This is a genomic window from Streptomyces sp. 15-116A, assembly GCF_025290915.1.
Classification (GTDB): domain Bacteria; phylum Actinomycetota; class Actinomycetes; order Streptomycetales; family Streptomycetaceae; genus Streptomyces.
The window spans coordinates 1-25,149 of sequence record NZ_JAOCQE010000074.1; the positions used below are offsets into that span (position 1 = coordinate 1).

The 25,149-nt window shown below is 71.5% G+C and carries 24 protein-coding genes and 1 pseudogene; 13 read left to right on the forward strand and 12 right to left on the reverse strand.

Annotation, left to right across the window (positions count from 1 at the left end; all coding sequences use genetic code 11):
* The 3 genes from N4P33_RS14940 to N4P33_RS14950 all read right to left on the reverse strand — a co-directional run.
* Nucleotides 1–726, reverse strand: a 726-nt coding sequence (locus tag N4P33_RS14940; protein WP_260827068.1) for a xanthine dehydrogenase family protein subunit M, incomplete at its 3' end; no start/stop codon positions are given.
* Nucleotides 723–3,134 carry a xanthine dehydrogenase family protein molybdopterin-binding subunit gene (locus N4P33_RS14945; RefSeq protein WP_260827070.1) on the reverse strand — a complete coding sequence of 804 codons (2,412 nt, stop codon included), beginning with the start codon at nucleotides 3,132–3,134 and terminating at the stop codon, nucleotides 723–725. The genes N4P33_RS14940 and N4P33_RS14945, both read right to left, overlap by 4 nt.
* On the reverse strand, nucleotides 3,131–3,610 hold the full coding sequence (locus N4P33_RS14950; RefSeq protein ID WP_260827072.1) for a (2Fe-2S)-binding protein: 480 nt from the start codon (nucleotides 3,608–3,610) through the stop codon (nucleotides 3,131–3,133). The genes N4P33_RS14945 and N4P33_RS14950 overlap by 4 nt, the downstream gene beginning before the upstream one ends.
* A 275-nt stretch (nucleotides 3,611–3,885) precedes the next feature.
* On the opposite strand from N4P33_RS14950, the gene N4P33_RS14955 reads away from it, so the two are divergent.
* Nucleotides 3,886–5,904: a translation factor GTPase family protein gene (locus N4P33_RS14955; protein ID WP_260827074.1), complete on the forward strand. Its 2,019-nt coding sequence runs from the start codon at nucleotides 3,886–3,888 to the stop codon at nucleotides 5,902–5,904.
* Between the two features lie 24 nt (nucleotides 5,905–5,928).
* On the opposite strand, the gene N4P33_RS14960 is transcribed toward N4P33_RS14955, so the two are convergent.
* Nucleotides 5,929–6,294, reverse strand: a complete 366-nt coding sequence (locus N4P33_RS14960; RefSeq protein WP_260827076.1) for a nuclear transport factor 2 family protein — start codon at nucleotides 6,292–6,294, stop codon at nucleotides 5,929–5,931.
* A 175-nt stretch (nucleotides 6,295–6,469) separates the two neighbouring features.
* On the opposite strand from N4P33_RS14960, the gene N4P33_RS14965 reads away from it, so the two are divergent.
* From N4P33_RS14965 to N4P33_RS14985, 5 genes and pseudogenes are all read left to right on the forward strand, one after another.
* Nucleotides 6,470–7,555, forward strand: coding sequence for an S-(hydroxymethyl)mycothiol dehydrogenase (locus N4P33_RS14965; RefSeq protein ID WP_260827078.1), 1,086 nt, complete (start codon nucleotides 6,470–6,472; stop codon nucleotides 7,553–7,555).
* Nucleotides 7,555–8,184, forward strand: coding sequence for an MBL fold metallo-hydrolase (locus tag N4P33_RS14970; RefSeq protein ID WP_260827080.1), 630 nt, complete (start codon nucleotides 7,555–7,557; stop codon nucleotides 8,182–8,184). The genes N4P33_RS14965 and N4P33_RS14970 overlap by 1 nt, the downstream gene beginning before the upstream one ends.
* Nucleotides 8,185–8,288: 104 nt before the next feature.
* Nucleotides 8,289–9,203 carry an SDR family oxidoreductase gene (locus N4P33_RS14975; protein WP_260827082.1) on the forward strand — a complete coding sequence of 305 codons (915 nt, stop codon included), beginning with the start codon at nucleotides 8,289–8,291 and terminating at the stop codon, nucleotides 9,201–9,203.
* Nucleotides 9,204–9,269: 66 nt separating this feature from the next.
* Nucleotides 9,270–10,061: pseudogene (locus N4P33_RS14980) on the forward strand (SDR family NAD(P)-dependent oxidoreductase); the annotation flags it as partial.
* Between the two features lie 166 nt (nucleotides 10,062–10,227).
* Nucleotides 10,228–10,923 (forward strand): L,D-transpeptidase family protein, encoded by a 696-nt coding sequence (locus N4P33_RS14985; protein WP_260827084.1) that lies wholly within the window; start codon nucleotides 10,228–10,230, stop codon nucleotides 10,921–10,923.
* A gap of 47 nt (nucleotides 10,924–10,970) precedes the next feature.
* Here N4P33_RS14985 and N4P33_RS14990 read toward each other — a convergent pair whose 3' ends face one another.
* From N4P33_RS14990 to N4P33_RS15005, 4 genes are read right to left on the reverse strand one after another with little or no spacing between them, the layout of a single operon-like run.
* Complete coding sequence (locus N4P33_RS14990; protein ID WP_260827086.1) at nucleotides 10,971–12,173, reverse strand: Gfo/Idh/MocA family protein; 1,203 nt, start codon at nucleotides 12,171–12,173, stop codon at nucleotides 10,971–10,973.
* Nucleotides 12,174–12,211: 38 nt separating this feature from the next.
* The gene (locus N4P33_RS14995) at nucleotides 12,212–13,552 is read right to left on the reverse strand and encodes a sugar ABC transporter substrate-binding protein (protein ID WP_260827088.1); all 1,341 of its coding nucleotides are present in this window, start codon (nucleotides 13,550–13,552) and stop codon (nucleotides 12,212–12,214) included.
* 10 nt (nucleotides 13,553–13,562) lie between these two features.
* Complete coding sequence (locus N4P33_RS15000) at nucleotides 13,563–14,480, reverse strand: carbohydrate ABC transporter permease (protein WP_260827113.1); 918 nt, start codon at nucleotides 14,478–14,480, stop codon at nucleotides 13,563–13,565.
* Nucleotides 14,481–14,499: 19 nt separating this feature from the next.
* Nucleotides 14,500–15,465 carry a carbohydrate ABC transporter permease gene (locus N4P33_RS15005; protein WP_260827090.1) on the reverse strand — a complete coding sequence of 322 codons (966 nt, stop codon included), beginning with the start codon at nucleotides 15,463–15,465 and terminating at the stop codon, nucleotides 14,500–14,502.
* Between the two features lie 164 nt (nucleotides 15,466–15,629).
* On the opposite strand from N4P33_RS15005, the gene N4P33_RS15010 reads away from it, so the two are divergent.
* From N4P33_RS15010 to N4P33_RS15020, 3 genes are all read left to right on the forward strand, one after another.
* The gene (locus N4P33_RS15010; RefSeq protein ID WP_260827115.1) at nucleotides 15,630–16,787 is read left to right on the forward strand and encodes an ROK family transcriptional regulator; all 1,158 of its coding nucleotides are present in this window, start codon (nucleotides 15,630–15,632) and stop codon (nucleotides 16,785–16,787) included.
* A 138-nt stretch (nucleotides 16,788–16,925) separates the two neighbouring features.
* Nucleotides 16,926–17,111, forward strand: a complete 186-nt coding sequence (locus N4P33_RS15015; protein WP_260827092.1) for a hypothetical protein — start codon at nucleotides 16,926–16,928, stop codon at nucleotides 17,109–17,111.
* Between the two features lie 95 nt (nucleotides 17,112–17,206).
* Entirely contained in the window at nucleotides 17,207–17,419 is a 213-nt protein-coding gene (locus N4P33_RS15020) for a hypothetical protein (protein ID WP_260827094.1), read from the forward strand.
* Here N4P33_RS15020 and N4P33_RS15025 read toward each other — a convergent pair.
* Nucleotides 17,398–18,777, reverse strand: a complete 1,380-nt coding sequence (locus tag N4P33_RS15025; RefSeq protein ID WP_260827096.1) for a S1 family peptidase — start codon at nucleotides 18,775–18,777, stop codon at nucleotides 17,398–17,400. The genes N4P33_RS15020 and N4P33_RS15025 overlap by 22 nt on opposite strands.
* A 177-nt stretch (nucleotides 18,778–18,954) precedes the next feature.
* Here N4P33_RS15025 and N4P33_RS15030 point away from each other — a divergent pair, with 177 nt between their 5' ends.
* Nucleotides 18,955–20,157: a MalY/PatB family protein gene (locus tag N4P33_RS15030; RefSeq protein ID WP_260827098.1), complete on the forward strand. Its 1,203-nt coding sequence runs from the start codon at nucleotides 18,955–18,957 to the stop codon at nucleotides 20,155–20,157.
* Nucleotides 20,158–20,167: 10 nt separating this feature from the next.
* A complete protein-coding gene (locus tag N4P33_RS15035; RefSeq protein ID WP_260827100.1) occupies nucleotides 20,168–20,548 on the forward strand; it encodes a PPOX class F420-dependent oxidoreductase in 381 nt (126 codons plus the stop codon).
* Nucleotides 20,549–20,599: 51 nt separating this feature from the next.
* Here N4P33_RS15035 and N4P33_RS15040 read toward each other — a convergent pair whose 3' ends face one another.
* Together N4P33_RS15040 and N4P33_RS15045 are read right to left on the reverse strand one after the other, a co-directional pair.
* Nucleotides 20,600–21,013 (reverse strand): Zn-ribbon domain-containing OB-fold protein, encoded by a 414-nt coding sequence (locus N4P33_RS15040; RefSeq protein WP_260827102.1) that lies wholly within the window; start codon nucleotides 21,011–21,013, stop codon nucleotides 20,600–20,602.
* 170 nt (nucleotides 21,014–21,183) lie between these two features.
* Nucleotides 21,184–21,933: a TetR/AcrR family transcriptional regulator gene (locus N4P33_RS15045; protein ID WP_260827104.1), complete on the reverse strand. Its 750-nt coding sequence runs from the start codon at nucleotides 21,931–21,933 to the stop codon at nucleotides 21,184–21,186.
* Nucleotides 21,934–22,064: 131 nt separating this feature from the next.
* On the opposite strand from N4P33_RS15045, the gene N4P33_RS15050 reads away from it, so the two are divergent.
* Both N4P33_RS15050 and N4P33_RS15055 read left to right on the forward strand, forming a co-directional pair.
* Nucleotides 22,065–22,898: a hypothetical protein gene (locus tag N4P33_RS15050; RefSeq protein WP_260827106.1), complete on the forward strand. Its 834-nt coding sequence runs from the start codon at nucleotides 22,065–22,067 to the stop codon at nucleotides 22,896–22,898.
* A 100-nt stretch (nucleotides 22,899–22,998) separates the two neighbouring features.
* Nucleotides 22,999–23,625, forward strand: a complete 627-nt coding sequence (locus N4P33_RS15055; RefSeq protein ID WP_260827109.1) for a peptidoglycan-binding protein — start codon at nucleotides 22,999–23,001, stop codon at nucleotides 23,623–23,625.
* A 194-nt stretch (nucleotides 23,626–23,819) separates the two neighbouring features.
* Here the strand turns inward: N4P33_RS15055 and N4P33_RS15060 are convergent.
* Nucleotides 23,820–25,149 (reverse strand): PP2C family protein-serine/threonine phosphatase (locus tag N4P33_RS15060; protein WP_260827111.1); only part of this gene is annotated, 1,330 nt, incomplete at its 5' end.

The window sequence follows — 25,149 nt, forward strand, 5'->3', positions numbered from 1 at the left end:
GGCCACGGCCTCCGGGTCGCCCGCGCCGGACAGGGCCTGCTCGGCGGCCTGCGCCCGCAGCGGCGTCGCGCCCATGTTGGTCAGCGCGATCCGGCTCTCGGCGATGTGCCCGTCGTCCCGCCGCACCAGCGCCGCCACGCCGACCGTCGCCCACGACTGGGCCACCCGGTGGAACTTCTCGTACCGGTAGCCCCAGCCGTCCGCCTTGGGGATACGGACCTCGACCAGCAGCTCGTCCGGGGAGAGGGCGGACTGGAGATAGTCGACGAAGAAGTCCCGGGCGGCGATGGAGCGCCGGCCGCCCGGACCCTGCGCGACCAGCTCGGCGTCCAGCGCCAGGACGACGGCGGGCAGGTCACCGGCCGGGTCGGCGTGGGCGAGCGAGCCGCCGAGGGTGCCCCGGTGCCGTACGGCGGGGTCGGCCACCGTGGAGGTGGCGGACGCCAGCAGCCCCGCGTGCCGCCGGACCAGCGGGTCCGTGATGACGGCGTGGTGGGTGGTCATCGCGCCGATCACGAGGGTGTCGCCGTCCTCGCGGACCCCGCGCAGCTCAGGGATCCGGTTGACGTCCACGACCAGCTCCGGGAAGGCCAGCCGCAGCCGCATCAGCGGCAGCAGGCTCTGCCCGCCGGCCAGCACCTTCGCGTCCTCACCCGCGTCGGCGAGCGTGCGCACCGCCTCGTCGACGCTGCTCGGGCGGGCGTAGTCGAATGCGGGGGGAATCATGCGGACGCCTCCTTCCCGGACCGACCCGGCTGCCCGGAGCCACTGGAGCCACTGGAGTCACCGGACCGGAGCGCCTGCCAGACCCGCTCCGGTGTGCACGGCATCCGGATGTCCCACACGCCGAACGGCCGCAGGGCGTCCACCACCGCGTTGACGACAGCCGGGGTCGAGGCGATCGTCCCCGCCTCGCCGACGCCCTTCACGCCCAGCGGATTGGAGGTGGCCGGTGTCTCGGTCCGGTCGGTGACGAACTCGGGCAGGTCCGGGGCCGCCGGGACCATGTAGTCGGCCAGCGTGCCGGTGACCAGGTTGCCCTCCTCGTCGTACACGGCCTCCTCGTACAGCGCCTGCGCGATGCCCTGGGCGATGCCGCCGTGCAGCTGGCCCTCGACGATCAGCGGGTTGATCACCTTGCCGACGTCGTCCACGCACACGTACGACCGGATGTGCACGGCGCCCGTCTCGGTGTCGGCCTCGACGGCGCACAGGTGGGTGCCGTGCGGGTACGAGAAGGTCTCCGGGTCGAGGACGTGCTCGGCGTTGATCGACGGCTCCATGCCGTCCGGCAGGTCGTGCGAGGCGAAGGTGGCGAAGGCGACCTCCTGGATGGTCTTGCGCGCCTCCGGGGAGCCCCTCACCACGAACGCGCCGTCGGCGAAGTCGAGGTCGGCCTCGCTCGCCTCCAGCAGATGGGCGGCGACCTTGCGGGCCTTGTCCACCACCTTGCGCGCCGCCTCGTGGACGGCGACGCCGCCGACGACGAGCGAACGCGAGCCGTAGGTGTCCATGCCGTGCGTCGCCAGCCGGGTGTCGCCGTGCAGCACCTCGACGTCCTCGAACGGCACCCCCAGCACGTCGGCGGCGATCTGGCTCCAGGACGTCACATGGCCCTGGCCGTGCGGGCTGGTGCCGGTGATGACCTCGACCTTGCCGGTGGGCAGCACCCTTACGCTCGCCGCCTCCCAGCCGCCGGCCGCGTAGCGCATCTCGCCCAGCCAGCGGCTCGGCGCCAGACCGCACATCTCGGTGTACGTCGAGACACCGATGCCGAGCCGCACCGTGTCGCCGCGGTGCGCCCGGTCGGCCTGCTCGGCGCGCAGCTTGTCGTAGTCGAACAGCGCGAGCGCCTTGTCGGTGGCGGCCTCGTAGTTGCCGCTGTCGTAGGTGAGGCCCGCGACCGTGGTGTACGGGAACTCCTCGTGCCGGATCCAGTTGTGCCGGCGCAGGTCGACCGGGTCCATGCCCAGCTCGGCCGCCAGGTCGTCCATGATCCGCTCGATCGCGAAGGTCGCCTCCGGGCGGCCCGCGCCGCGATAGGCGTCGATCGGGGTGCGGTTGGTGAAGACGCCGGTGCAGGTGAAGTCGTAGGCCCCCATCTTGTAGATCGCCGGATACATGGAGGCGCCGAGGACCGGGATGCCGGGGCTGAGCAGCATCAGATACGCGCCCATGTCGGCCAGCAGGGACACCCTCAGGCCCAGCAGCGTGCCGTCGCGGCGGGCGGCGACCTCGATGTCCTGGACCTGGCTGCGGCCGTGATGGGTGGCCACGTTGGCCTCCGAGCGGGACTCGGTCCACTTCAGCGGGCGGCCGAGGCGCTTGGCCAGGACGAGGGTGATGACCTCCTCGCCGTACACCTGGAGCTTGGAACCGAACCCGCCGCCCACATCGGGGGCGACGACCCGCAGCTTGTTCTCCGGGATGCCGGTCGTCACGGCGAGCAGGACGCGCAGCACGTGCGGGATCTGGGTGGAGGAGTACAGAGTGAACTCGCCGGACGCGGCCGTCGGGTCGACCACCACCGCGCGCGGCTCCATCGCCGTCGGGATGAGCCGCTGCTGGTGGTAGCGGCGGGTGAGGACGACGTCCGCCCGCGCCTTGGCGGCCTCGTAGTCGCCGTTGGCCGTGCGGTACTCGTACGAGCGGTTGGTGCCCTTGTCGGAGTGGACCAGCGGCGCGTCGTCGGCGAGGGCCGCCTCGATGTCCAGGGCCGCCGGCAGCGGTGTGTAGTCGACCTCGATCGCCTCCAGGGCGTCGGCGGCCGTGTACCGGTCGCGGGCCACCACCACCGCCACCGGGTCACCGGCGTAACGCACCTCGTCGACGGCGATCGGAGGGTGGTCCGGCACCACCGTGCCCTCCGCGACGGGCCAGGCGCACGGCAGTGAGCCCATCTCCTCGGCCACGTCACGGCCGCTGAACGCGGCGATGACCCCTGGGCGCTCCAAGGCCGCCGACACATCGACGCGCTCGATCCGGGCGTGGGCCATCGGGCTGCGCAGGATCGCCAGGTGCAGCAGTCCGTTGACGGTGATGTTGTCGGTCCAGTTGGTCTGCCCGGTGATCAGGCGGGCGTCCTCCTTGCGGGTCCGGGCGCGGCCGATCTCACGCTCCACCGTCTCGGTCATGTCGTGACCTCCTGCTCGGACTGCTCGGAGACGTCCAGCACGGCCCGCACGATGTTCTGGTAGCCGGTGCAGCGGCACAGATTGCCCTCCAGGCCGTGCCGCACCTCGTCCGGCGTGGGGTGGGGGTGCTCGCGCAGCAGATCGCGCGCCGCCATGATCATGCCCGGGGTGCAGTAGCCGCACTGCAGCGCGTGCCGCTCGTGGAACGCCCGCTGGAGCTCGGTCAGCTCGCCGTTGCGGGAGAGTCCCTGCACGGTGGTCACCTCGCCCCCGTCCGCCTGGACGGCCAGCAGTGTGCAGCTCTTGACGCTCTCGCCGTCGAGCTCGACCGTGCACGCCCCGCAGTTGGAGGTGTCGCAGCCGATCGGGGTGCCGGTGAGGCCGAGGCGGTCGCGCAGATAGTGGACGAGCAGGAGACGGGGTTCCACCTCGTCCTCGTAGGTCGTGCCGTCCACCTTCACCGAGATGTGGGTCATGTGCCCTCCAGAAGCCGATCGGGCGGATCAGGGCGGATGAGAGGGATAAGGGCGGGAAACATCGGCTTGGCGTGATGTACGTCACTCTAGGACCGCTCCGGTGCGGCGGCGAGTGCTGCGGCGGGGTTGGTTGAGCGTTAATCCATTGCCTGTGGGTCGCCGGTCCTGGTGCACTGCACGGGTCACGGCCGCCACGCGTCGAGGAGCAGCAATGCGCGCACCGTTCATGTCCCTCCCGGAAGGAACGACCCCCTCGTCAAAGGACATGACGCTTCGTGCACTTGCTCAACCTCGGGATCCTCGCCCATGTCGACGCCGGTAAGACCAGCCTGACCGAGCGGCTGCTGCACTCCGCCGGGGTGATCGACGAGATCGGCAGCGTCGACGCCGGCAGCACCCGCACCGACACCCTCGCGCTGGAGCGCCGGCGCGGCATCACCATCAAGGCGGCCGTCGTCTCGTTCCCGCTCGACGACGTGACCGTGAACCTGATCGACACACCGGGCCACCCGGACTTCATCGCCGAGGTGGAGCGTGCGCTCGGCGTGCTGGACGGCGCCGTGCTGGTCGTCTCCGCCGTGGAGGGCGTCCAGGCGCAGACCCGCGTGCTGATGCGGACCCTGCGGCGGCTGCGCATCCCCACGCTGATCTTCGTGAACAAGATCGACCGGCGTGGGGCGCGGGAGACGGAGGTCCTGCGGGCGATCTCGGATCGGCTGACCCCGGCGATCGTGCCGATGGCGACGACCACGGGCCTCGGCACACCGGACGCCCGTGTCGTCCCCGGGCTGTCCCCGGCTGCGCTGGACGTGCTGGCGGACCAGGACGACGACCTGCTCGCGGCGTATCTGGAAGACGACGACCTGCTCGCCGCGTACCTGGAAGGGGAGATCGCGGACGCCCGCCTGCACACCACCCTCGTCGCCCGCACCAGGCAGGCCCTGGTGCACCCCGTCTACTTCGGCTCCGCCATCACCGGCGCGGGCGTGGACGCGCTGCTGAACGGCGTCAAGGAGCTGCTGCCCCCGGCGGACGGCGACCCCGAAGGCCCAGTCTCCGGGACCGTGTTCAAGGTGGAGCGGGGACCTGCCGGGGAGAAGATCGCCTACGCGCGGATGTTCTCCGGCACCCTGCGGGTCCGCGACCGGATCCCGTTCGGGCAGGACGGCGGCGGCCCCGGCGCCCGCCCGGAGGGCCGGGTCACCGCGATCAGCGTCTTCGGCGACGGTACGGACACCCTTTCCGACGCGGTGCCGGCGGGCCGGATCGCCCGGCTGTGGGGCCTCGGGGACGTCCGGATCGGTGACGCGCTCGGCGAACCCCGCAAGCACCACGAGCACTTCTTCGCGCCGCCCACCCTGGAGACCGTCGTCGTCCCCGCCCCCGGCGTGGACCAGGGGGCGCTGCATCTCGCACTCACCCAGCTCGCCGAACAGGACCCGCTGATCGGCCTGCGCCACGACGAGGTACGGCGGGAGACCTCCGTCTCGCTCTACGGTGAGGTGCAGAAGGAGGTCGTCCAGGCCACGCTCGCCGAGGAGTACGGCCTGGACGTCGCCTTCCGGGCCACCACACCGCTGTGCATCGAGCGGCCGGCCGGGACGGGAGCGGCCGTGGAGTACAACAAGAAGGACCAGAACCCCTTCCTCGCCACGGTCGGCCTGCGCGTCGACCCGGCGCCCGTGGGCAGCGGCATCGGCTTCCGCCTGGAGGTGGAGCTGGGCTCGATGCCGTACGCCTTCTTCAAGGCGGTCGAGGACACCGTGCGCGAGACGCTCGGCCAGGGGCTGCACGGCTGGCAGGTCACCGACTGCACGGTCACCATGACCCACTGCGGCTACTCACCCCGGCAGAGCCACGCCCACCAGGGCTTCGACAAGAGCATGTCGAGCACCGGCGCCGACTTCCGGGGCCTGACCCCGCTGGTCCTCGTCGAGGCGCTGCGACGCGCCGGCACCGTCGTGCACGAGCCGATGCACCGCTTCCGCATCGAGGCCCCGGCGGACACCCTAGGCGCGCTGCTGCCGCTCCTGGCCGCACTCGGCGCGATCCCGGAATCCACCGACACCCACGCCGACCTGTGCATCCTGCACGGCACGGTCCCGGCGGCACACGTGCACACCCTGGAACAACGGCTCCCGGCCCCGACCCGAGGCGAGGGCGAACTGGAGACCGCGTTCGCCCACTACTCCCCGGTCACCCACGGCCCCCCACCGAACCGCCCACGCACCGACCACAACCCCCTGAACCGCAAGGAGTACTTGCTGAACGTCACGCGCAGGGTAGGCGGGTGAACACCGCCCGCCCCCGCGCCCCGCCTACTCGTCCCACGCCTGTATCAGGGTCTGTTCGGTGATCTTGCCGTCGCGGAGCGAGAGCATCGACTCCGAGAGGACTCGGACTCCGTCGGAGTACTCGCAGCTCTCGCTGTAGGCGGCCTGGTCGCCCTGGACCACGCACCGCTCCAGTTTGTGGGTCATGTCGCGGCTGTAGACGTCGTCGAGCATGGCGGCGATCTCGTCCCGGCCGTGCAGGACCTTCGGGTGGCTCGGCTGGGTGTTGCGGTCGACGATGCGCAGCTCGGCGTCGTCGGCGTACAGCGACTTGAGCGGCGCCGACGTGTCGGCCTCGACGCAGCGGCGCAGGGTGTCGCTGGTGAAGACGGGTTCTGCCGCGGTTGCCATGATGACCTCCTTCGACGGGCCTCTCTACGAGCCTCCTCCGCCCCGCGGACCTGGGCAAGCCCAGCACGCGCGCTCGCCCCGACACCCCGGCGGTGTCCGCGGCCACCGGCCCTTACCGATCAGTCGGACGTAGGGTCGGTCAGGAACGGACAGCGGCCGACGAAGGAGACGCAGCATGGCGCAGGAAGTACGCGGCGTGATCGCACCGGGGAAGGACGAGCCGGTACGGATCGAGACGGTCGTCGTGCCCGACCCCGGTCCGGGCGAGGCGGTCGTCCGCGTCCAGGCCTGCGGGGTGTGCCACACCGATCTGCACTACAAACAGGGCGGCATCAACGACGAGTTCCCCTTCCTGCTCGGCCACGAGGCCGCGGGCATGGTGGAGTCGGTCGGCGACGGCGTCACCGATGTGGCACCTGGGGACTTCGTGATCCTCAACTGGCGTGCGGTGTGCGGAAAGTGCCGGGCGTGCAGACGCGGCCGCCCCTGGTACTGCTTCGACACGCACAACGCCCAGCAGAAGATGACCCTCACCGACGGCACCGAGCTCTCCCCGGCGCTCGGCATCGGTGCCTTCGCCGAGAAGACCCTCGTCGCCGCCGGGCAGTGCACCAAGGTCGACCCGGCCGTCTCCGCCGAGGTCGCCGGGCTGCTCGGCTGCGGGGTGATGGCCGGCATCGGCGCCGCGATCAACACCGGGAACGTCGGCCGGGGCGACTCCGTCGCGGTCATCGGCTGCGGCGGCGTCGGCGACGCGGCCATCGCCGGATCACGCCTGGCCGGCGCGGCGAGGATCATCGCCGTCGACATCGACGACCGCAAGCTGGAGACCGCCCGCTCCATGGGCGCCACCCACACCGTCAACTCGCGGCAGACGGACCCGGTGGAGGCGATCCGGGACCTCACCGGCGGCTTCGGCGCCGACGTCGTCATCGAAGCCGTCGGCCGGCCCGAGACGTACCAACAGGCCTTCTACGCCCGCGATCTGGCCGGCACGGTCGTCCTGGTCGGCGTGCCCACACCCGAGATGAAACTGGAACTGCCGCTGCTCGACGTCTTCGGGCGGGGCGGCGCCCTCAAGTCCTCCTGGTACGGCGACTGCCTGCCCTCCCGAGACTTCCCGATGCTCGTCGATCTGCATCTCCAAGGCCGCCTGGACCTCGGCGCGTTCGTCACCGAGACCATCCAGCTCGACGAGGTGGAGAAGGCGTTCGAGCGGATGCACCGCGGCGACGTGCTGCGTTCGGTGGTGGTGCTGTGATGACCGCCCGCGTCGAACGCCTCGTCACCTCAGGGCAGTTCAGCCTCGACGGCGGCACCTGGGACGTCGACAACAACGTCTGGATCGTCGGCGACGACCACCAGGCCGTCGTCATCGACGCCGCCCATGATGCCGACGCCATCGCCGAGGCCGTCGGCGACCGCCGGCTGACGGCCATCGTGTGCACCCACGCCCACAACGACCACATCGACGCCGCGCCCGCCCTCGCCGAGCGCACCGGCGCCACCATCTGGCTGCACCACGACGACCTGCCGCTGTGGAAGCAGACCCACCCCGACCGCGACCCCGACGCCTGGCTGGTCGACGGGCAGGTGATCGAGGCGGGCGGCGCCGACCTCACCGTGCTGCACACCCCCGGGCACGCACCGGGCGCGGTCTGCCTGTACGACCCCGGCCTCGGCACCGTCTTCACCGGAGACACCCTCTTCCAGGGCGGACCCGGCGCGACCGGCCGGTCGTTCTCCCACTTCCCGACGATCATCGACTCGATCCGGGACCGGCTGCTGGCCCTCCCGCCCGAGACGAAGGTGCTCACCGGCCACGGTGACGCGACCACCATCGGCGCGGAGGCCCCGCACCTGGAGGAGTGGATCGCCCGCGGCCACTGATCCGACCCGCAGGAAAAGGTGACAGAGGATGTCCGGCTTACCCGTCACGCTCGGAACAGCGAAAGCAGCAGGAACGCTACGAGCACGCACACGGGAGGCCGGACATGCCGGTAGAGCTGAAGGACAAGGTCGCGCTGGTCGCGGGGGCGACCCGGGGAGCCGGGCGGGGCATCGCCGTGGAGCTGGGAGCGGCCGGTGCGACCGTGTACGTCACCGGCCGCAGCACGCGCGAGCGCCGCTCCGAGTACGACCGGCCGGAGACCCTGGAGGACACCGCCGACCTCGTCACCGAGGCGGGCGGCCGGGGCATCGCCGTACCGACCGATCATCTCGAACCCTCCCAGGTCCGCGCCCTCGTGGACCGCATCGCTGACGAACAGGGCCGCCTCGACGTCCTCGTCAACGACATCTGGGGCGGCGAGAAGCTCTTCGAGTGGGACAGCCCCGTCTGGGAACACGACCTCGACAACGGGCTCCGGCTGCTCAGGCTCGCGGTCGAGACGCACGCCATCACCAGCCACCACGCCCTGCCCCTGTTGCTGCGTCACCCGGGCGGTCTGGTCGTCGAGGTCACCGACGGCACCGCCGACTACAACCGCGAGAACTACCGGGTCAACTTCTTCTACGACCTCGCCAAGTCCTCCGTGCTGCGCATGGCGTTCGCGCTGGGGCACGAACTGGGACCGCGGGGTGCCACGGCCGTCGCGCTGACCCCGGGCTGGCTGCGCTCGGAGATCATGCTGGAGACCTTCGGGGTCCGTGAGGACAACTGGCGTGACGCCCTGGAGCGCGTTCCCCACTTCGCCATCTCGGAGACGCCGCGCTATGTCGGCCGCGCGGTCACCGCTCTCGCCGCCGACCCGGACGTGGCCCGCTTCAACGGCACGTCCCTCTCCAGCGGCGGCCTCGCCCAGGAGTACGGCTTCACCGACCTGGACGGCAGCCGCCCCGACGCCTGGCGGTACCTCGTCGAGGTCCAGGACGCGGGCAAGCCGGCGGACGTGACCGGCTACCGCTGACCCCGCCCACCGACGAAAGGTGCCCGACTCTCCCGCCGTGATCCTTCCGCCGGTTACCGTCACGCCATGACGACCGACGCGGGACGCTTCGACGGGTACGGAGTTCTCATCACCGGCGCGGCACGCGGCATCGGCGCGGCCACCGCCCGGCGCTTCGCGCAGGAGGGGGCCGGGGTGCTGGTGGCCGACGTGGACGGGGCCGAGGCGGAGCGGACCGCGTCGGCCCTGCGCGAGCGGGGGCTGGCGGCCGAGGCGTACGGGTGCGACGTCGCCGACCGGGCGTCCGTCGAGGCGGCCGTCGCGACGTGCGCCCGCACCTTCGGCTCGCTCGACGTCCTGGTCAACAACGCCGCCCACTGCACGCCCGACGCTCCCCGATTCGAGGACGAGCCGGACGAGGAGTGGGCCGCCGACCTCGACATCACCCTCACCGGCGCCTACCGCTGCTGCCGCGCCGCGCTGCCGCACCTCGCCGCCACCGGCAGGGGCGCGATCGTCAGCATCGGCTCGGTCAACGGGCTGCAGGACTTCGGCAACCACGCCTACAGCGCCGCCAAGGCCGGGCTGATCTCCCTCACCCGCACCCTCGCCGGCCACGCGGGCCCCCGAGGGGTCCGGGTCAACCTCGTGGCGCCCGGCACGATCCGTACCAGGGCCTGGGAGGGCCGGGACGCCGACCTGGAGGCCGCGCGCCGCCTGTACCCGCTGGGCCGCGTGGGCGAGCCGGAGGACATCGCCGCCGCTGTGGCCTTCCTCGCGTCCCGGGACGCGTCGTGGATCACCGGCACCACTCTCGTCGTCGACGGCGGCATCACGGCGGTCAACTCCGGCTTCCATCAAGCGCTGCCGCGACCGGAAGGTGTCCGGGGAATCCAGGGCAGCGCCGTGATCTTTCCGGTCACCGTCCCAGGTCACCGTTCGGTTGCGGCGCGTGAGTCCGTACAACCGATTTTTCCGATCGGCCGTCTACCTGGCAGAGTGCGCAGGCCATGCGCTCGACTCCAGGGGAAAGGCAAATCGGACCATGGGGGACATACGTAGACGGAGTGCCGTCGTCCTCGGGCTCACCGCGCTGGTGACACCGCTCACGCTGACGCTCGGCACCGCGCCGGCGCAGGCAGCGAGCTGCACCACCAAGGCGGGCCCGCATCAGAAGCAGGTGGAGAAGTTCCTCGGCCGCCCGGTCGACGGCAAGCAGTCCTCCGCCGATTGCAAGGCCATCCGCGCCTTCCAGGCCAAGCATGGCATCACGCCCGCCGTCGGCTACGCCGGTCCGGTCACCTGGGGTGTGATGGACCTCATGAACAAGCAGAAGGCCGTGGGCAAGAACCCGAATAAATCGGGCAAATGCCCGGTGAACAAGGGCCGTATCGCCTGCGTGGACCTGACCCTCCAGCTCAGCTGGATCCAGGACGGCAAGAAGCTCGTCTACGGCCCCGTGCCGGTCCGCACCGGCCGCGACGGCTACGAGACCCGCACGGGCCTGAAGAAGATCTCCTGGCGCAACATCGACCACGTCTCGACCATCTACGACGTGCCGATGCCGTACGCGCAGTTCTTCGACGGCGGCCAGGCCTTCCACTCCGTCGGCGTCAGCATGTGGAACCCGCCCGGCTCGCACGGCTGCGTCAACATGACCAAGACCGACGCCAAGAAGTACTGGTCCCTGCTGAAGACCGGCGACGAGGTCTACGTGTACGGCCGCAAGCCGGGCACCTGACGCACCCGGCCCGCGGCGGCCCCGGTCACTCCCGGGTCACTCCCCGGTCACTGCTGGGGGGCGTCCCCGAAGTCCGGGATCTCCAGCCTGGCCCCGCCCTGCCGCGCCGACTCGTGCGCGATGATGCCCGGCAGGGTGTAGCGGGCGGCCACCCACGCGTTCACCGACGGCAGCGTGCCCGTGGTGACCGCGGTCACGAAGTCGTCCACCAGGAAGTGGTGGCTGCCCTCGTGACCGTTGTGCAGCCGGTCGAACTCCCGCGGCAGCCGCGACCGGTCGTGCACCGGCGCCGAACCCGAGGTGAACGCGGCCCGCAGTTCCGGTGCGATGTGCCGCAGGGACGGGTCGTCGGGGGACAGGGAGGGCTTGGGCTCCAGCAGCTCGGTGATGTCCTTCACGCCCTTCTTGTCCTGCCACAGCGCGACCGTGGCGAGCTGCTCCATGCTCGCCTCGGTGCCGAAGAACCGGAACCGCGACTCCCTGATGTGCGAGGGATAGCCCACCCGCCGGAACTCGTTGGTGCGGAAGGAGCCGCCGCCCGCCACCTCGAACAGGGCGGTGGCGTTGGAGAAGTCGTTGCCGAACTGGCTCACCTCCTTGTCGAAGACGCCGTCCCCGCGGTCGTCGACCACCCCGATCGCGGACACGCTCACCGCGTGCGTGCGCCAGGCGCCCAGCACCCCGCCCACCGCGTGGGTCGGGTACAGCAGCGGCGGATAGCTGGCCGTGGCCTTCCAGTTCTCGCCGCCGCTGTACTGGTACGCCTCGTAGAAGCCCAGGTCCATGTCGTGGACGTAGTCGCCCTCGGCGTAGAACAGCCGGCCGAAGGCGCCCTGGGCGATCTGGTTGCGGGCGTGGACGGTCGCCGGGTGGTACTCGCTGGTCTCACCCATCATGTACGTCAGCCCGGTCGCCTTGACCGCGTCGATGATCGCCGAGATCTCCTCGGTGGTGATCGCCATGGGAACCGCCGAGTACACGTGCTTGCCCGCGTTCAGGCCCTGCACGACCAGCGGCCCGTGGGTCCAGCGCTGGGTGAAGATCGCGACCGCGTCGACGGCCTCGGACTCCAGCATGGCCTGGTACGACGGGAAGGTCCCGGCGAGCCCCTGCGCGGCGGCGAGCTGCTCGGCCCGTTCGGGCAGCAGATCGGTGACGTACACGTCGCCGACGCCCGGGTGGGCCTGGAACAGGGTGGCGAACTGGCCGGAGAACTGGCCTGCGCCGACGATGCCGATCGTGAACGTCATGGAACGCGTGCCCTTCACTGGGTGAGATACCGGGGGAGTCACTGGGAGAGGATCAGGTTGATCTGGTCGTTGGTCCGGTCGAGTTCGCTCGCCGGCGCGCCGCCGTACACGTCCTGCATGGCGGGACGCATCAGCGCGAACACGTCGGCGGCGTAGGTGGTGACCGGGAAGCTGAACGTGGTGAAGTGCTCGCGGTCGACGACGGGGCGGGTGAAGGCCGTGACGTCGATGCCCTTCTTCCGGTAGGCGGCGACCGCTGCCTCGGTGCCCTTCGGCGTGGCGGGGAAGACGATGCCGTAACGGCCCACGATCCGCTGGCACTTGTCCGACGCCAGGTACTCGACCCACTTCACGGCGCCGGGCTTGTTGCGGGCGTTCTTCGTGATGGAGTCGGCGAGCCCGTTCATCATCGTCGCGCGCTTGCCGGTGGGGCCGACGGGGGTGAAGGCCGTGCCGACGTCCAGGTTCTCCGAGCCGTGGTAGGTGGAGATCATCCAGGCGCCGTCGAGAGCCATGGCCGCGCGGCCGGAGGCGAGTTGGGCGTTGGCGGGGTTGGCGCCGTCGGTGTAGTTCTCCAGCGGGGCGAGATAGCCCTTCTCGGCGAGCCCGAAGTACCAGTCGATCACCTTCTGGAAGGTCTCGTCGTCGTAGCGGTACCGGGTGCCCCACCGCTTCTTGTCGGTGTAGTTCCAGCCGGCCGACGCGGCGAACGGGCTCCAGGTGGTCTGCCCGTCGCCGTCGCCCGCGCCGCCGGTGGCCAGCCCGTACACCTCGACGTTGTTCTTGTCGAAGCCGGGCTCGTCGCCCCGCCGGCCGTGGACGTCCACGGTGAGACGGGCGACGGCCTTCTCGAAGGTGCCGCCGTCCTCCGGGTTCCAGGCCAGGCTGTTGAGCTCGTCCGTGCTGAGCCCGGCCGCCTCGGTCATCTTCCTGTTGTGGAACAGGGCCACGGTGTCCCAGTCCTTCGGGGCGCCGTAGCGGTGACCGTCCCGGCCGAGCCAGTTGTCGGCCAGTCCCGGCTGGTAGTCGCCCGGGTCGATGCCCAGCTCGTCCAGCGGTTCGAGGACCTGGAGGTCGGCGAACTGCCCGAACTTCTGGATGTGGTCGGTGAACACGTCCGGCTGGGTGCCGGCGATGAAGCTCGCGGTCAGCTTGGTCCAGTAGTCGGCCCAGCCCAACTGGGTTATCTTCACGTCCAGTTCCGGGTTCTCCCGCTCGAACCCCTTCGCGCAGTCCTGATAGGCGGGCAGTTGGTTGGCGTCCCAGAGCCAGTACGTCACCGTGTGCGCGGAGGATCCGGCGGACCCGCCCTGCGCGCAGCCGGTCACCAGGGACAGGGCCAGCGCGCAGGTCAGCGCGGCGGCGGTACGTATGCGCATGCCAGTTCCCTCACTTGATCCCGGTGAAGCCGATGGAGCCGACGATCCGGCGGGCGAACACGCCGAACAGCACGAGCATGGGCAGCGCGGCGATGAGCGTCGCCGCCATCAGGCCCGACCAGTCGTAGCCGGACTGCGGCGTCTGCGCCCGGAAGATCGCCAGCGCCACGGTCAGCACCCGCGAGCTGTCGCTGTAGGACACCATCAGCGGCCAGAAGTAGTCGTTCCAGGAGGTGATGTACGTCAGCACGCCCAGCGTCAGGATCGGCGTCGACGCCATCGGCAGCATCACCCGCAGGAAGATCCTGATCCGCCCGGCACCGTCCAGCAGCGCCGCCTCCTCGACCTCGGCGGGCACGTTCATGAAGAACTGGCGCAGGAAGAACACCGCGAACGGCGTCATGAACATCGTGGGCAGCGCGATGCCCAGCAGGCTGTCCACCAGCCCCAGTTCCTTGATGAGCACGAAGTTCGGCAGCAGGGTGAAGATGGCCGGCACCATCAGCCCCGCCAGGAACAGCGCGAACACCGTGTCCCGGCCGCGCCACCTCAGCCGGGCGAACGCGTAGGCGGCCATGGCGGAGAAGAACACCTGGCAGACGGTGACGAGGGTGGAGACGAACACCGAGTTGAGCAGATAGCGCCAGAACTTCAGCCCACCGCCCGAGCCGCCCTGGGCGATGGCCTCCTCGGTGGACTGCAGCCCGAGGGCCCGTTCGAAACCGCCGGTCGTCAGGCCCACCGGCAGCGGGTCGCCGGGGTGCGCCGCGAGCGCCGTGTTGGTGGACAGCGCCGTTCTGAGGATCCAGTAGAACGGCAACAGGGTCACGAGCACGATCACGCCCATGACCGCCCAGGCGGCGATCCGGCCGGGGGACAGCCGGCGCCGGGTGCGCACGGGGGTCGTCGTGGTGGCCACGGCAGCCATGTCGGTCACTCCCTCCTCCTCAGCCGAGGTCGCTGCGCCCGGCCCGGGTCAGCCGGTACTGGACGAAGGTGATGGCGCTGAGCACGACCAGCAGGGCCACCGACATCGCGGAGGCGTAACCGAACTGGAAGCGGCCGAACGCGGCGCCGTAGATGTAGAACTGGAGGACGTTGGTGGCGTTGGCCGGGCCGCCGACGGTCGTCACGGCCACGGTGTCGAACACCTGGAAGGAACCGATCACCGTCATGATCAGCACGACCGCGAGCACCGGCCGCAGCAGTGGCAGGGTGATCCGCCAGAACATCCGCCACTCGCTCGCGCCGTCCACCCGTGCCGCCTCGTACACGTCCCCGGGGATCGCCTGGAGCCCCGCGAACAGCAGCAGCGCGGTGTAGCCGACGTGCCGCCAGACGTTGATCAGCGCGATGGCGGGGATCGCCCAGGTCTCGTCGGCGAGGAACGGGATCCGGTCCAGGCCGAGACCGGCGAGGATCTCGTTGCCGATGCCGAGCTGCGTGTCCAGCAGCCACAGCCAGACGATGCCGGCGACCACGTTCGACATCAGATACGGGGTGAGCACGATCCCGCGCAGCACCGCCGACCGCGTCAGCCGCTGGAGCAGTACGGCGATGGCAAGGGCCGCCACCGTCTGCACGCCGATGTTGATCACGACGTATTCGACCGTGACCGTGAGGGAGTCCCAGAAGATCGGGTCGTGCACCATGCGGACGTAGTTGTCCAGGCCGACCCACTCCGCCGGGGTGAGCAGATTGAAGCGGGTGAAGCTCAGGTAGATGCCCCGCAGCGTCGGCCACAGCAGGAACACGGCGAAGCCGAGCAGCGCCGGGGCGATGAACAGCGCGGCCAGCCGCCCGTCCCCGCGGCGCGCCCCGGACTCGGCGCCGGGTGCTTTCTCTCTGCTGCCCGTCCCCGCGGCTCCGCCCGTCGGGGCACGCGACACGGGACTGCTGGAGGCGACGGTCATCGGGGAAACTCCCTCGCATACGGCGGCTCGTCCTCGGGGCACTTACTTTTGGTGCGGAAGAATCCATGCGTCAAGGGGTCGGTGCGCATCTTTTGCCGAGGCGGGCGACGGCCGTATGGTGGCCTCATTGTTTTCGAGGTGAAAAAATATGGGGGTCGATCTTGGTGACCATGAGCGCCGCCAGCTGGCTGCCGCTGAGTCCGGGGGAGCGCTCCGTGGCGATCGAGGTGCTGGTGCACGGGCCGTTGTCGCGCACCGAACTGGCCCGGCGGCTCGGCCTGTCCGCCGGCAGTCTCACCCGCCTGACCAAGCCGCTGATCGAGACCGGCCTGCTCGTCGAGGTGCCCGACGCCGGCGGCGCCGAAGCGCGTCAGGGGCGGCCCTCGCAGCCGCTCGACGTGGTCGCCGACTCCCGCTCCTTCATCGGGTACAAGATCACCGCGGACATGGTCTACGGCGTCGTCACCACCCTCAGAAGTGAGATCACCGCCCGCCACGACCGCCCCCTGACCACCCACGACCCGGCCGAAGTCGCCGGTCTGCTGGGCGAGATGACCGCCGAGCTGATCCGCGAGCACCCGCGCGTCGCCGGCATCGGGATCGGCGTCGGCGGCCTGGTCGAGGACCGGGCGACGGTCGGCGAGAACCCGTTCCTGGGCTGGCGGGACGTACCGCTCGCGGCGCTCGTCGAAGAGCGGACCGGCCTGCCGGTGGTGGTCGAGAACGACGTGGCCGCGCTCGTCGAGGCGGAGACCTGGTTCGGTGCCGGGCGGGGCCTGGACCGCTTCGTCGTCCTCACCATCGGCGCGGGCCTCGGCTACGGACTGGTCCTCGGCGGCAAGCGGGTGCCCAACACCGAGGAGGACCGCGGCTTCGGCCGCCACTGGATCATCGACCCCTACGGGCCGCTCACCCCCGACGGAGCGCGCGGCAGCGCGGTCTCCCTGCTGACCATCCCCAGCATCCGCTACCAGATCCGGGCCGCCTCCGGACGCGATCTCGGCTACGAGGAGATCCTCGCGCTCGCCGCCGAGGGCGAGCCCATGGCCGCCCGGGTCGTCGAGGAGGCGGCGCGCGCCCTCGGCACGCTCGTGGCGCAGATCTCCAACTTCGTCATGCCGCAGAAGATCCTGCTCGCGGGGGAGGGGGTCGGCCTCATGGACGTGGCCGGCAAGACCGTGCACGAGACGCTCCGCGCCCACCGCCATCCCCTCGCTATGCCGGTGGACCTGGAGACCAAGGTGTCCGACTTCCACGACTGGGCGCGCGGCGCGGCCGTGCTGGCGATCCAGGTGCTGGTGCTCGGGGCGACGGACGTGTGAAGACGGACACACACGCGCGGCGGTCCGAGTCGCGTGTGAACTCGCCCACGGGGCATGCCAGATGGACGTGATCAGCGACACGTCCGAAATGCCCGGTGCGGGTGCGATTACTCACAGCGCCTTCACCTCGGGCGCCGTATGCTTCACAGCATGTCCACCAGTGTTGAACCCTCCTCCGAGCGATCGGCTGCCGAGGTCAACGAGGAGATCCGGGCCCTGTGGCTCCGGTCGGGCGGGACACTGAGCGGCGAACAGCGCGAGGAGTACCAGCGCCTCGTCCTGGAGTGGGCCGCGGCCCTTCCGCAGCCGGCCAAGGCAGCCTGACCCTCCCGTCGACCACCTCGGCATCGCACATCCGTCAGCAGGGCACCCGTGACCGAATGGGTGCCCTTCTCGCATTGGCCTCGCCCCTCTGGGCGATGAGCGTGCTCGTGCCCGTCAGCGCCGTGACGGGGGTCGCCCTGTCCGTTCGGTGCGGGGTCCTCGTCCTCGGGGACCCTCGCCTGGGCCGGCATCGTGATTACCGGCCCCGTGCTGTGGTGGGGGTCGCCGGCGGCGGTGCCCGGGACGGGCTGCTCGCCGGTGCCGGGGTGGCCGTGCGGTACGTCGCTCAGCTCCACATCGCCGAGTAGTGGCGCTGGTAGGCCTTGCGGTCCTGTTCCGCCCGTATCCAGCGGGTGGCCACCAGGGCGACCATGCTGCCGCCGACGACCAGCAGGCCGGGGCCCACGTTGCGGGGGTCGGCCAGGCGGGACAGCAGGGTGGAGGCGTTCGGGATGCCCGTGGCCGGTGCCGAGGAGCCCGGGGACGCCCCGCCGGGGGCCGCCGCGCCCGCCGGTCCCGAGGGCGCGGGGGAGGGGGCCGCCGACCGGTCGCCGTCCTGCGGGGACACGATGAGGCGGACGTTCAGCGCGGACAGGGCCTTCGTCACCGGCTGGAAGTACGTCGTGCCGCCCGCACGGCAGTCGCCGCTGCCGCCCGAGGTGATGCCGAGCGCGATGCCCTCGGAGAACATCGGCCCCCCGCTGTCGCCGGGCTCGGCGCACACGTTCGTCTCGATGAGCCCGCTGACCGTGCCCTCGGGATAGTTCACCGTCGCGTTGAGGGCCGTCACCTCACCGTCCCGCAGCCCGCTGGTGCTGCCGCTGCGGAACACCCGCTGACCGACCGTCGGATCGCCCACGCCGGTGATGCGCACGCCCTTGCCGTCCCCGACCGCCACCACACCGGCACCCTCGCCCGCCCGGCCGCCGTCGTACTCGATCAAGGAGTAGTCGTCACCGGGGAAGCTGCCGCCGACCGTCGTCCCGACCTCCTGCCTGCCCCGGCCGTCGGAGAACCACACCGACCCCTCGGGCCCGCAGTGCCCGGCCGTGAGGATGAACTCCCGTGTCCCGTCGGTCACGTTGAACCCCGCCGAGCAGCGTCCGGCGGTGGACAGGATGGGCGTTGCGCCGTTGAGCCGCGTGGTGAACGTCCCCTCGGTGCGCTCCATGCGCACGAACCCGCCGATGCCCTCGGCCACTTCGGTCAGCTCGGACCAGTCGTCCGCCGACACCGTGGTGTCGCCCCGCACCACGATCTCGTTGGACCGGTAGTCCATGGCCCACGCCGTGCCGGGCACACGCGGAGCCGAACGCAGCGTCCGCGTCGCCGACTTGAGCTCGCTCATGCTGTGCCGCACCATCTTCGGCTCGGCACCGGCCCGCTGCACCTCCCGCGCCGCCTCCTCGTCGGTGACCGCGACGACCGTCCGCCCGTCCGCGGCGATCCAGCTGCCCGCGGTGCGGTCGCTGCCGAGCCGCGACACCAGCCGCGCCCCGGGCCCGGCGTCCCTCGCCTCCTCGGTCGCCGCGGCGAACGGCACCGCGTCGGCCGCGGGCGGCTCACTCGCCACCGCGCGCGTGACCATCGTGCATCCCAGGAGGATTCCGCCGACGGCCGCCAGCCGTGTCACTCGCCGGACGACCCGTCGTCGTGCGTGCCTCATGCATGGCTCCCGTACCCGTACGGCGCGCGGTGCGCCCACCACGGGGCACTCCCTTGAGTCGAGCGCCCTCTCTCCATACGGGCCCGGGCCCCGGTGCGTTCAGTGCGAGGGCGAGACGAACGGCACGTACGCCGCTCGCGTGATGTCCGCCGACCCATGGGCACCTATGTTGGGCCTATGACCAGGATCCCGCACGAACCGTCCGGTGAACCGAATCCCCTCAGCGCCCTCACCCTCGACCAGTTGCGCCGCCGCACCAGCATGAAGTGGCGTACGTATCCCGACGACGTGCTGCCCCTGTGGGTGGCCGAGATGGACGTGCCGCTCGCCGAACCCGTCGTGCGGGCCGTCACCGAGGCACTCCAGCGGGGCGACACCGGCTACCCCGCGGGCACCGCCTACGCCGAGGCGCTCGCGGCCTTCGCTCAGAAGCGGTGGGGCTGGGACGGGGTCGCGGTCGAACGCACCGCGCTCGTGCCCGACGTGATGCTGGGCGTGGTGGAGATGCTCAAGCTGGTCACCGGGTACGGCGACACGGTGGTGGTGAACCCGCCCGTCTACCCGCCGTTCTACGACTTCGTACGGCACATGGACCGCCGGCTGGCCGAGGCCCCGCTCGGCGCGGACGGACGGCTCGACCTCGCCGTGCTCGAGGACACCTTCCGGCAGGCGGCAACCAGCGGACGGCGCGCCGCCCTTCTGCTGTGCAGCCCGCACAACCCCACCGGCACGGTCCACACCGCGGAGGAACTGACCGCCGTCGCCGCCCTCGCCGACCGGTACGGCGTCCGGGTCGTCGCCGACGAGATCCACGCCCCGATCGTTGTCGGTGACGCGGGCTTCGTGCCGTATCTGAGCGTGCCGGGCGGTGAGCGCGGGCTGTCCCTGATGTCCGCCTCGAAGGCCTGGAACCTCGCCGGGCTCAAGGCGGCGCTCGCCGTCGCCGGGCCGGAAGCGGCAGGCGATCTGGCCCGGATGCCCGAGGAGGTCGGCCACGGACCGAGCCACCTCGGCATCATCGCCCACACCGCCGCCCTGCGCGACGCCACCACGTGGCTGGACTCCGTGCTCGCCGGACTCGACACCAACCGCCGGCTGCTCGCCGCCCTCCTGGCCGAGCGACTGCCGGGCATCCGCTACCGCCCGGGCGAGGCCACCTACCTCGCCTGGCTCGACTGCCGCGCCCTCGCCCTCGGCGACGATCCGGCCCGCGTCTTCCTGGACCGCGGCCGGGTGGCGCTCAACTCGGGGCTGCCGTTCGGCACGGGCGGCGCGGGCCATGTGCGGCTGAACCTGGCCACCTCACCGGAGCTGATCGAGGAGGCCGTACGCCGGATGAAGATCGCCGCGGAGGGAGGCATGGTGGCGCCGGAGGCCTAGACTGCCCGGCATGGACGACGCGTCGGCGGCCCGGCTCGGGGCAGGCAAGTACCTTCTGGTGACCAGCTTCCGCCGCGACGGCACGCCGGTCGCCACCCCGGTGTGGGTCGTGCGCGACGGCGACGCGCTCGGTGTCTGGACCGTGGCCGACTCCTGGAAGGTGAAGCGGATCCGCAACCGCCCCGACGTCCTCGTCGGCCCCTGCGACCTGCGCGGCAACCCCACCGGCGAGCAGGTCCCCGCCACCGCGGAGATCTGCGACCCGGCCACCACCGCTCGCTACCGCACGCTGATCGCCCGCAAGTACGGCCTCACCGGCCGGCTGACGCTGCTCGGCAGCCGACTGCGGCGCGGCCTGGACGGCACGGTGGGGATCCGTATCACCCTGTGACGGCAGCCCGACACCTCGTCGCTCCGTGACCCGGAACGACCCGTCGGGCCGTCAGGTCCACGCCCGGTACGGCTCGTCGATCAGCTGGAAGACCGGCTCGCCGCGCACCGGGTCCTTGGCCGTGGACAGCCGCACCCGGTCACCGCTGTGGATGCCGATGGGCGGGCCCATCACCCGGCCGCGCAGCACGAAGCCCTCGGCCATCTCGATCAGGGAGACATTGCGGGCGGCCGGGGTGTTGCGGTGCACCACCGTCGAGTGGCGGACCGTGCCGACGCCCTCACTGCGCTCGGTGCGCAGGTCGCTGCCCTGGCAGACGGGGCACAGCAGCCGGTGGTACATGGCGGTGCCGCACCACGTACAGCGCTGGAAGAGGATGGCCTCCGACTCCGGGCCCTGCGGTTCGAGGACGCCCGTCGCGGAGCCGGCTGCCTGCTGAGCGACGCTTCCTGAGTGGTGGTACACGCTGGTCAACTCCCTGCACTCGGCCGGAATCCCGCGCACCCGGTCACGCGGGCACGGGTGTGCTCGGCGCGCCGTGCCACCGTGCACAGCGACAGAGTATGGCACTGAGTGCCAGCCGTAAAGGCACTGCGTACCCTGAATTGGCTTCGCCCTGCGCCGCACGCAGCGGCTCAGGCGCGTCCCAGGGCCGACTCGAGCTCCTGCACCACGCGCCACAGCGGCGCATCGCGCCGGGCGACGACGACCACCACGTCCTCGGGCCGCTCGTCCGCCGGCGGCGCCGGTACCGCGCCGAAGGCGGCCTGGACGTGCCGGAGAGCGTGGTCGACCGCCGCCTCCGCGTCGTCCTTGCCGTCCGAACGCAGCCAGGACCGCAGCGCGTTGTTGTGTGCGGCCACCACCGCCGCCGCGATCACATCGGCCCGCAGCGTGCCGTCCCGGTGCCCGGCGAACCGCCCGCGCAGATACTCGGCGAGGGCGCGTTCGTAGCGCCACACCACCGACAACTCGTACGCGCGCAGCCCCGGGACGCGCTTGGTCAGGCGGTAGCGCTGCACGGAGAACGCCGGATTCTCGGCGTACATCAGCAGCACGAGCCGGGCCGCGTCGCAGACCCTGCGCACGGGTTCGTCGTCGGCGGCGCTCGCCGCGAGGAAGGCCGTCATGTCGGCCAGGCAGCGCTCGTGGTCGGGGAAGACCACATCCTCCTTGGAGGGGAAGTAGCGGAAGAACGACCGCCGTCCGACCCCGGCCAGCGCCACGATGTCGTCGACCGTCGTCTCCTCGTAGCCCCGCTCCAGGAACAGCCGGAACGCCGCCGCGATCAGCGCGTCCCGCATGGGCGGCTTGTCCGCTCTGCGGGCCTTGTCGTCCCTGCCGGCCTTGTCGTCGCGGCCGGGAGCCGCACTGCTGGAGCTCATGAACGGGAACGTAGCACTTGAGCGCCGTATGTGGCACTCAGTGCAGCCCCAGGACGGAACTGAGTGCTGTCCCTCGCCCTCCTCCGGAAGCGTTCATATGATCAGGTCGCCGTCACTCTCGAGGAGCCCGTATGCCGTCCGTCCGCCCCCGCGTCCTCTACGTCACCGACCTGGCCTACCCGGCCCGCGGGCGCCGCTACTGCGACGAGGACATCTTCCTGACCTCGCGGCTGCGCACGGACTTCGACCTGGCGCTGTGCCACCCCAGGGACGCCGCCGCCCTGCTCGACGGCTTCGACGCCGTGGTGGTCCGCAACAGCGGGCCGGTCCTGGAGTACCAGGAGGCCTACGACGCCTTCCGTGCCCGTGCCACCGCGACAGGGATGCCGGTGTACAACCCGCTCACGGGTCGCGGCGACATGGCCGGCAAGCAGTACCTCCTCGATCTGACCGCCGCCGGCCACCCCGTGATCCCCACGGTCGACCGCACGGAGGATCTGCACCGGCTGCCCGAGGCCGAGCGGTACGTGGTGAAGCCCCGGCTCGGCGCCGACTCCCTCGGACTGCGCGTCGTCCCCGCCGACGAGGTCCCCGCGCTCGTCGACGGCGCCGTCCTGGTGCAGCCGCACATCGACTTCGTCTACGAGGTGTCCTTCTACTTCGTCGACGACGCCTTCCAGTACGCCCTGTACGCCCCGCACCCCGACCGGCGCTGGCAGCTGGAGCCGTACGAACCCTCCCGGGAAGACCTGGAGTTCGCCCGGCGCTTCATCGACTGGAACGTCCTCGACCACGGCATCCAGCGGGTGGACGCCTGCCGGGCGCCGGGCGGCGACCTGCTGCTGGTCGAGCTGGAGGACCTCAACCCCTATCTGTCGCTCGACGCCCTCGACGAGGCACGGCGGGAGGCGTTCGTCGCGACGATGGCGGCCTCCCTGCGCCGCTTCCTCGCCGCGGGAGGCTGAACCTCCCCGGCTCCCGGCGCGTATCTCTCCGCATCAGGCGGCTGACGGTCCCCCGTCAGGCGGCTGACGGTTCCCGTGTGCGGGACGGAAGGAGAGCAGCGTGACCACACCGTCCGAGCCACCCCGGCCGCACGACGGCCCGCCCCTCGAACCCATCCGCGTCCTGCGCCCGCGCCGCACCGACGCCCTCGCGGAGCTGTTCCGGCAGTTCGAGGAGGACCAGGCCGACTACGAGCAGGTGTCCCCGCCCCGCGCCCCCGCCGGAGCCGAGGACGAGACCCAGGAACTCCCGCCCCTGGCCCCTGCCCGCTCGCGGCGCCGTGCCTCCCTCGCCGAGCGGCCCTCGGTCGTGCTCACCGCGATGGGCGTCGCGGCGGTCCTCGGCTTCGGCGGGGCGGCCCTGCTCACCGGCCCGGGCCCCGACGACCGTACGGCACCCGCCGCTCCCCGGCCCTCCGTCACCTCGGCCGCGGCGCCCCTGCCGCCCCCGCCCACGCCGGACTACCGCGGATTCCTCAGCGAGGGCGACGCGGGCCCCGAGGTGACCGAACTGCAGCAGCGGCTGCTGCGCGTCCCCGACGTCTACCGGGACGGCAGCATCGACGGCCGCTACGACGCCACACTGACCGCGGCCGTCGCCCGGTTCCAGCTCTGGTACGGCATCCAGGGCGACGAGACCGGCGTCTACGGCGACGACACCCGCCGGGCGCTGGAATCCCGCACCTAGTGCCGCGGCAGGCAACGTTCGCCCCGTCGCGACGCCCGGCACGCTCCCCCACTGCCTCAAGGGCGTGGGAGGTGCCCCCACTCGCCGCACCGGCCGGAAGCCCAAGTACATCCAGTACGAGGGCTTCCGGCCGGCACACCGAGAGCACGCACCGGACGCCGCTCCTTCGCGGGCGAACATTGCCTGCCGCGGCACTAGAAGGTGTCTTCCGGCTCCCGGCTCTTCGGCACCCGGATGTCCAGGACGCACACGTCGTCGCGGCGCTCCCCGTCCAGCATCGCGTCCAGCAGGGTGCCCAGGGAGGCCTGTTCGTCGCCCGGGTCGGCGGCGACCGCCCGGGCGAGCCGGTCGAGGCCCTGGTCGAGGTTCTCGGTGGGCCGCTCCACCAGGCCGTCCGTGTACATCAGGAGCCGGTCGCCCGGTTCGAGACGGCATCGGGCCTCCTCGAAACGGGGGGCGGGGGTGGCGCCGAGCAGCGTGCCGCCGGGCCGGTCCAGATAGGTCACCTCGCCGCCGCGCAGGAGCAGCGGCGGTGTGTGTCCCGCCTGCGCCCAGATCAGGCAGCGCTCGGCGGGCTTGTACCGGGCCAGGACCATGGTTGCCGAGCCGTGGCTGTCCCGGGAGTGCAGCAGCAGGGTGTTGAGGCGGGCGAGCGCGCCCGTGAGCGAGGAGCCGGTGATCACCATGCCCTTGGCGGTGAACCGCAGCTGGGCCATGGTGGCCACGGCGTCGACCCCGTGCCCGGCGACGTCACCGACCACGAACAGCGCGTCGCCGTCGGGGAGTTCTATGGCGCTGAACCAGTCGCCGCCGACGTGGATGCCCGACTGCGCGGGGAGGTACGCCACTTCGACGCGCAGCCCCGCCAGGCCGACCGGCTGCCCGGGCAGCGGCAGCAGCGCGTGCTGCAAGCGGGCGACCAGGGTCCGCTCGGCCTGGAGCACGTCGTGCTGGGTGAGGATCGCCCGCTCGCTCTCGACCAGGGCGAGTTCGGCGCGGCGCCGTGCGGTGACGTCCTGCACGAAGCCGTGCACCTCGACCGGGGTGCCGTCCAGGTCCCGCACCGCCTCGGCGACCAGTCGCAGATGCCGGACGCCTCGGCTGCCGCGGATCCGGAACGGGGCGTCGAACGGCCGCCCCTCGCGGACCAGGCGCTCCACGGCACGGCTCAGTGCGGGCCGGTCGTCGGGCAGCGCGAGCGGGGGGAGGTCGCCGAGCCGGACCGGGCCCTGCGCGGGGTCCCGGTCGAGGATCGTGAACACCTGCGAGGACCAGGAGGCGGCCGACGTGGCCAGGTTCCAGTGCGCCCAGCCGAGATTGCCCAGCCGCTGCAGATCGGCCAGGCGCTGCTCCTGCCGGTCGGAGGAGGCGTGGCGGATCCAGGTGAGGAGCAGCGCGCCGTCCAGCCGGGTCACGCGCACGCTGTAGGTGGGCAGTTCCGCCACACCGTCCACCAGCTCCTCGTGGGCGAAGGGCTCGCCCTCGTACGGCTCCCCGGTCGCGAGGGTGTGCAGACAGCCCCGC

What these genes read in the sequence shown, in the direction of transcription:
- N4P33_RS15030 (WP_260827098.1), top strand. Translation starts at nt 18,955, where the DNA reads ATGACCAGGATCCCGCACGAACCGTCCGGTGAACCGAATCCCCTCAGC.
- N4P33_RS14945 (WP_260827070.1), bottom strand. Translation starts at nt 3,134, where the DNA reads ATGACCGAGACGGTGGAGCGTGAGATCGGCCGCGCCCGGACCCGCAAG.
- N4P33_RS14990 (WP_260827086.1), bottom strand. Translation starts at nt 12,173, where the DNA reads ATGACGTTCACGATCGGCATCGTCGGCGCAGGCCAGTTCTCCGGCCAG.
- N4P33_RS14985 (WP_260827084.1), top strand. Translation starts at nt 10,228, where the DNA reads ATGGGGGACATACGTAGACGGAGTGCCGTCGTCCTCGGGCTCACCGCG.
- N4P33_RS14965 (WP_260827078.1), top strand. Translation starts at nt 6,470, where the DNA reads ATGGCGCAGGAAGTACGCGGCGTGATCGCACCGGGGAAGGACGAGCCG.
- N4P33_RS15045 (WP_260827104.1), bottom strand. Translation starts at nt 21,933, where the DNA reads ATGAGCTCCAGCAGTGCGGCTCCCGGCCGCGACGACAAGGCCGGCAGG.
- N4P33_RS14960 (WP_260827076.1), bottom strand. Translation starts at nt 6,294, where the DNA reads ATGGCAACCGCGGCAGAACCCGTCTTCACCAGCGACACCCTGCGCCGC.
- N4P33_RS14950 (WP_260827072.1), bottom strand. Translation starts at nt 3,610, where the DNA reads ATGACCCACATCTCGGTGAAGGTGGACGGCACGACCTACGAGGACGAG.
- N4P33_RS14975 (WP_260827082.1), top strand. Translation starts at nt 8,289, where the DNA reads ATGCCGGTAGAGCTGAAGGACAAGGTCGCGCTGGTCGCGGGGGCGACC.
- N4P33_RS14995 (WP_260827088.1), bottom strand. Translation starts at nt 13,552, where the DNA reads ATGCGCATACGTACCGCCGCCGCGCTGACCTGCGCGCTGGCCCTGTCC.
- N4P33_RS15000 (WP_260827113.1), bottom strand. Translation starts at nt 14,480, where the DNA reads ATGGCTGCCGTGGCCACCACGACGACCCCCGTGCGCACCCGGCGCCGG.
- N4P33_RS14970 (WP_260827080.1), top strand. Translation starts at nt 7,555, where the DNA reads ATGACCGCCCGCGTCGAACGCCTCGTCACCTCAGGGCAGTTCAGCCTC.
- N4P33_RS15020 (WP_260827094.1), top strand. Translation starts at nt 17,207, where the DNA reads ATGAGCGTGCTCGTGCCCGTCAGCGCCGTGACGGGGGTCGCCCTGTCC.
- N4P33_RS15025 (WP_260827096.1), bottom strand. Translation starts at nt 18,777, where the DNA reads ATGAGGCACGCACGACGACGGGTCGTCCGGCGAGTGACACGGCTGGCG.
- N4P33_RS15050 (WP_260827106.1), top strand. Translation starts at nt 22,065, where the DNA reads ATGCCGTCCGTCCGCCCCCGCGTCCTCTACGTCACCGACCTGGCCTAC.
- N4P33_RS15035 (WP_260827100.1), top strand. Translation starts at nt 20,168, where the DNA reads ATGGACGACGCGTCGGCGGCCCGGCTCGGGGCAGGCAAGTACCTTCTG.
- N4P33_RS15005 (WP_260827090.1), bottom strand. Translation starts at nt 15,465, where the DNA reads ATGACCGTCGCCTCCAGCAGTCCCGTGTCGCGTGCCCCGACGGGCGGA.
- N4P33_RS15015 (WP_260827092.1), top strand. Translation starts at nt 16,926, where the DNA reads ATGCTTCACAGCATGTCCACCAGTGTTGAACCCTCCTCCGAGCGATCG.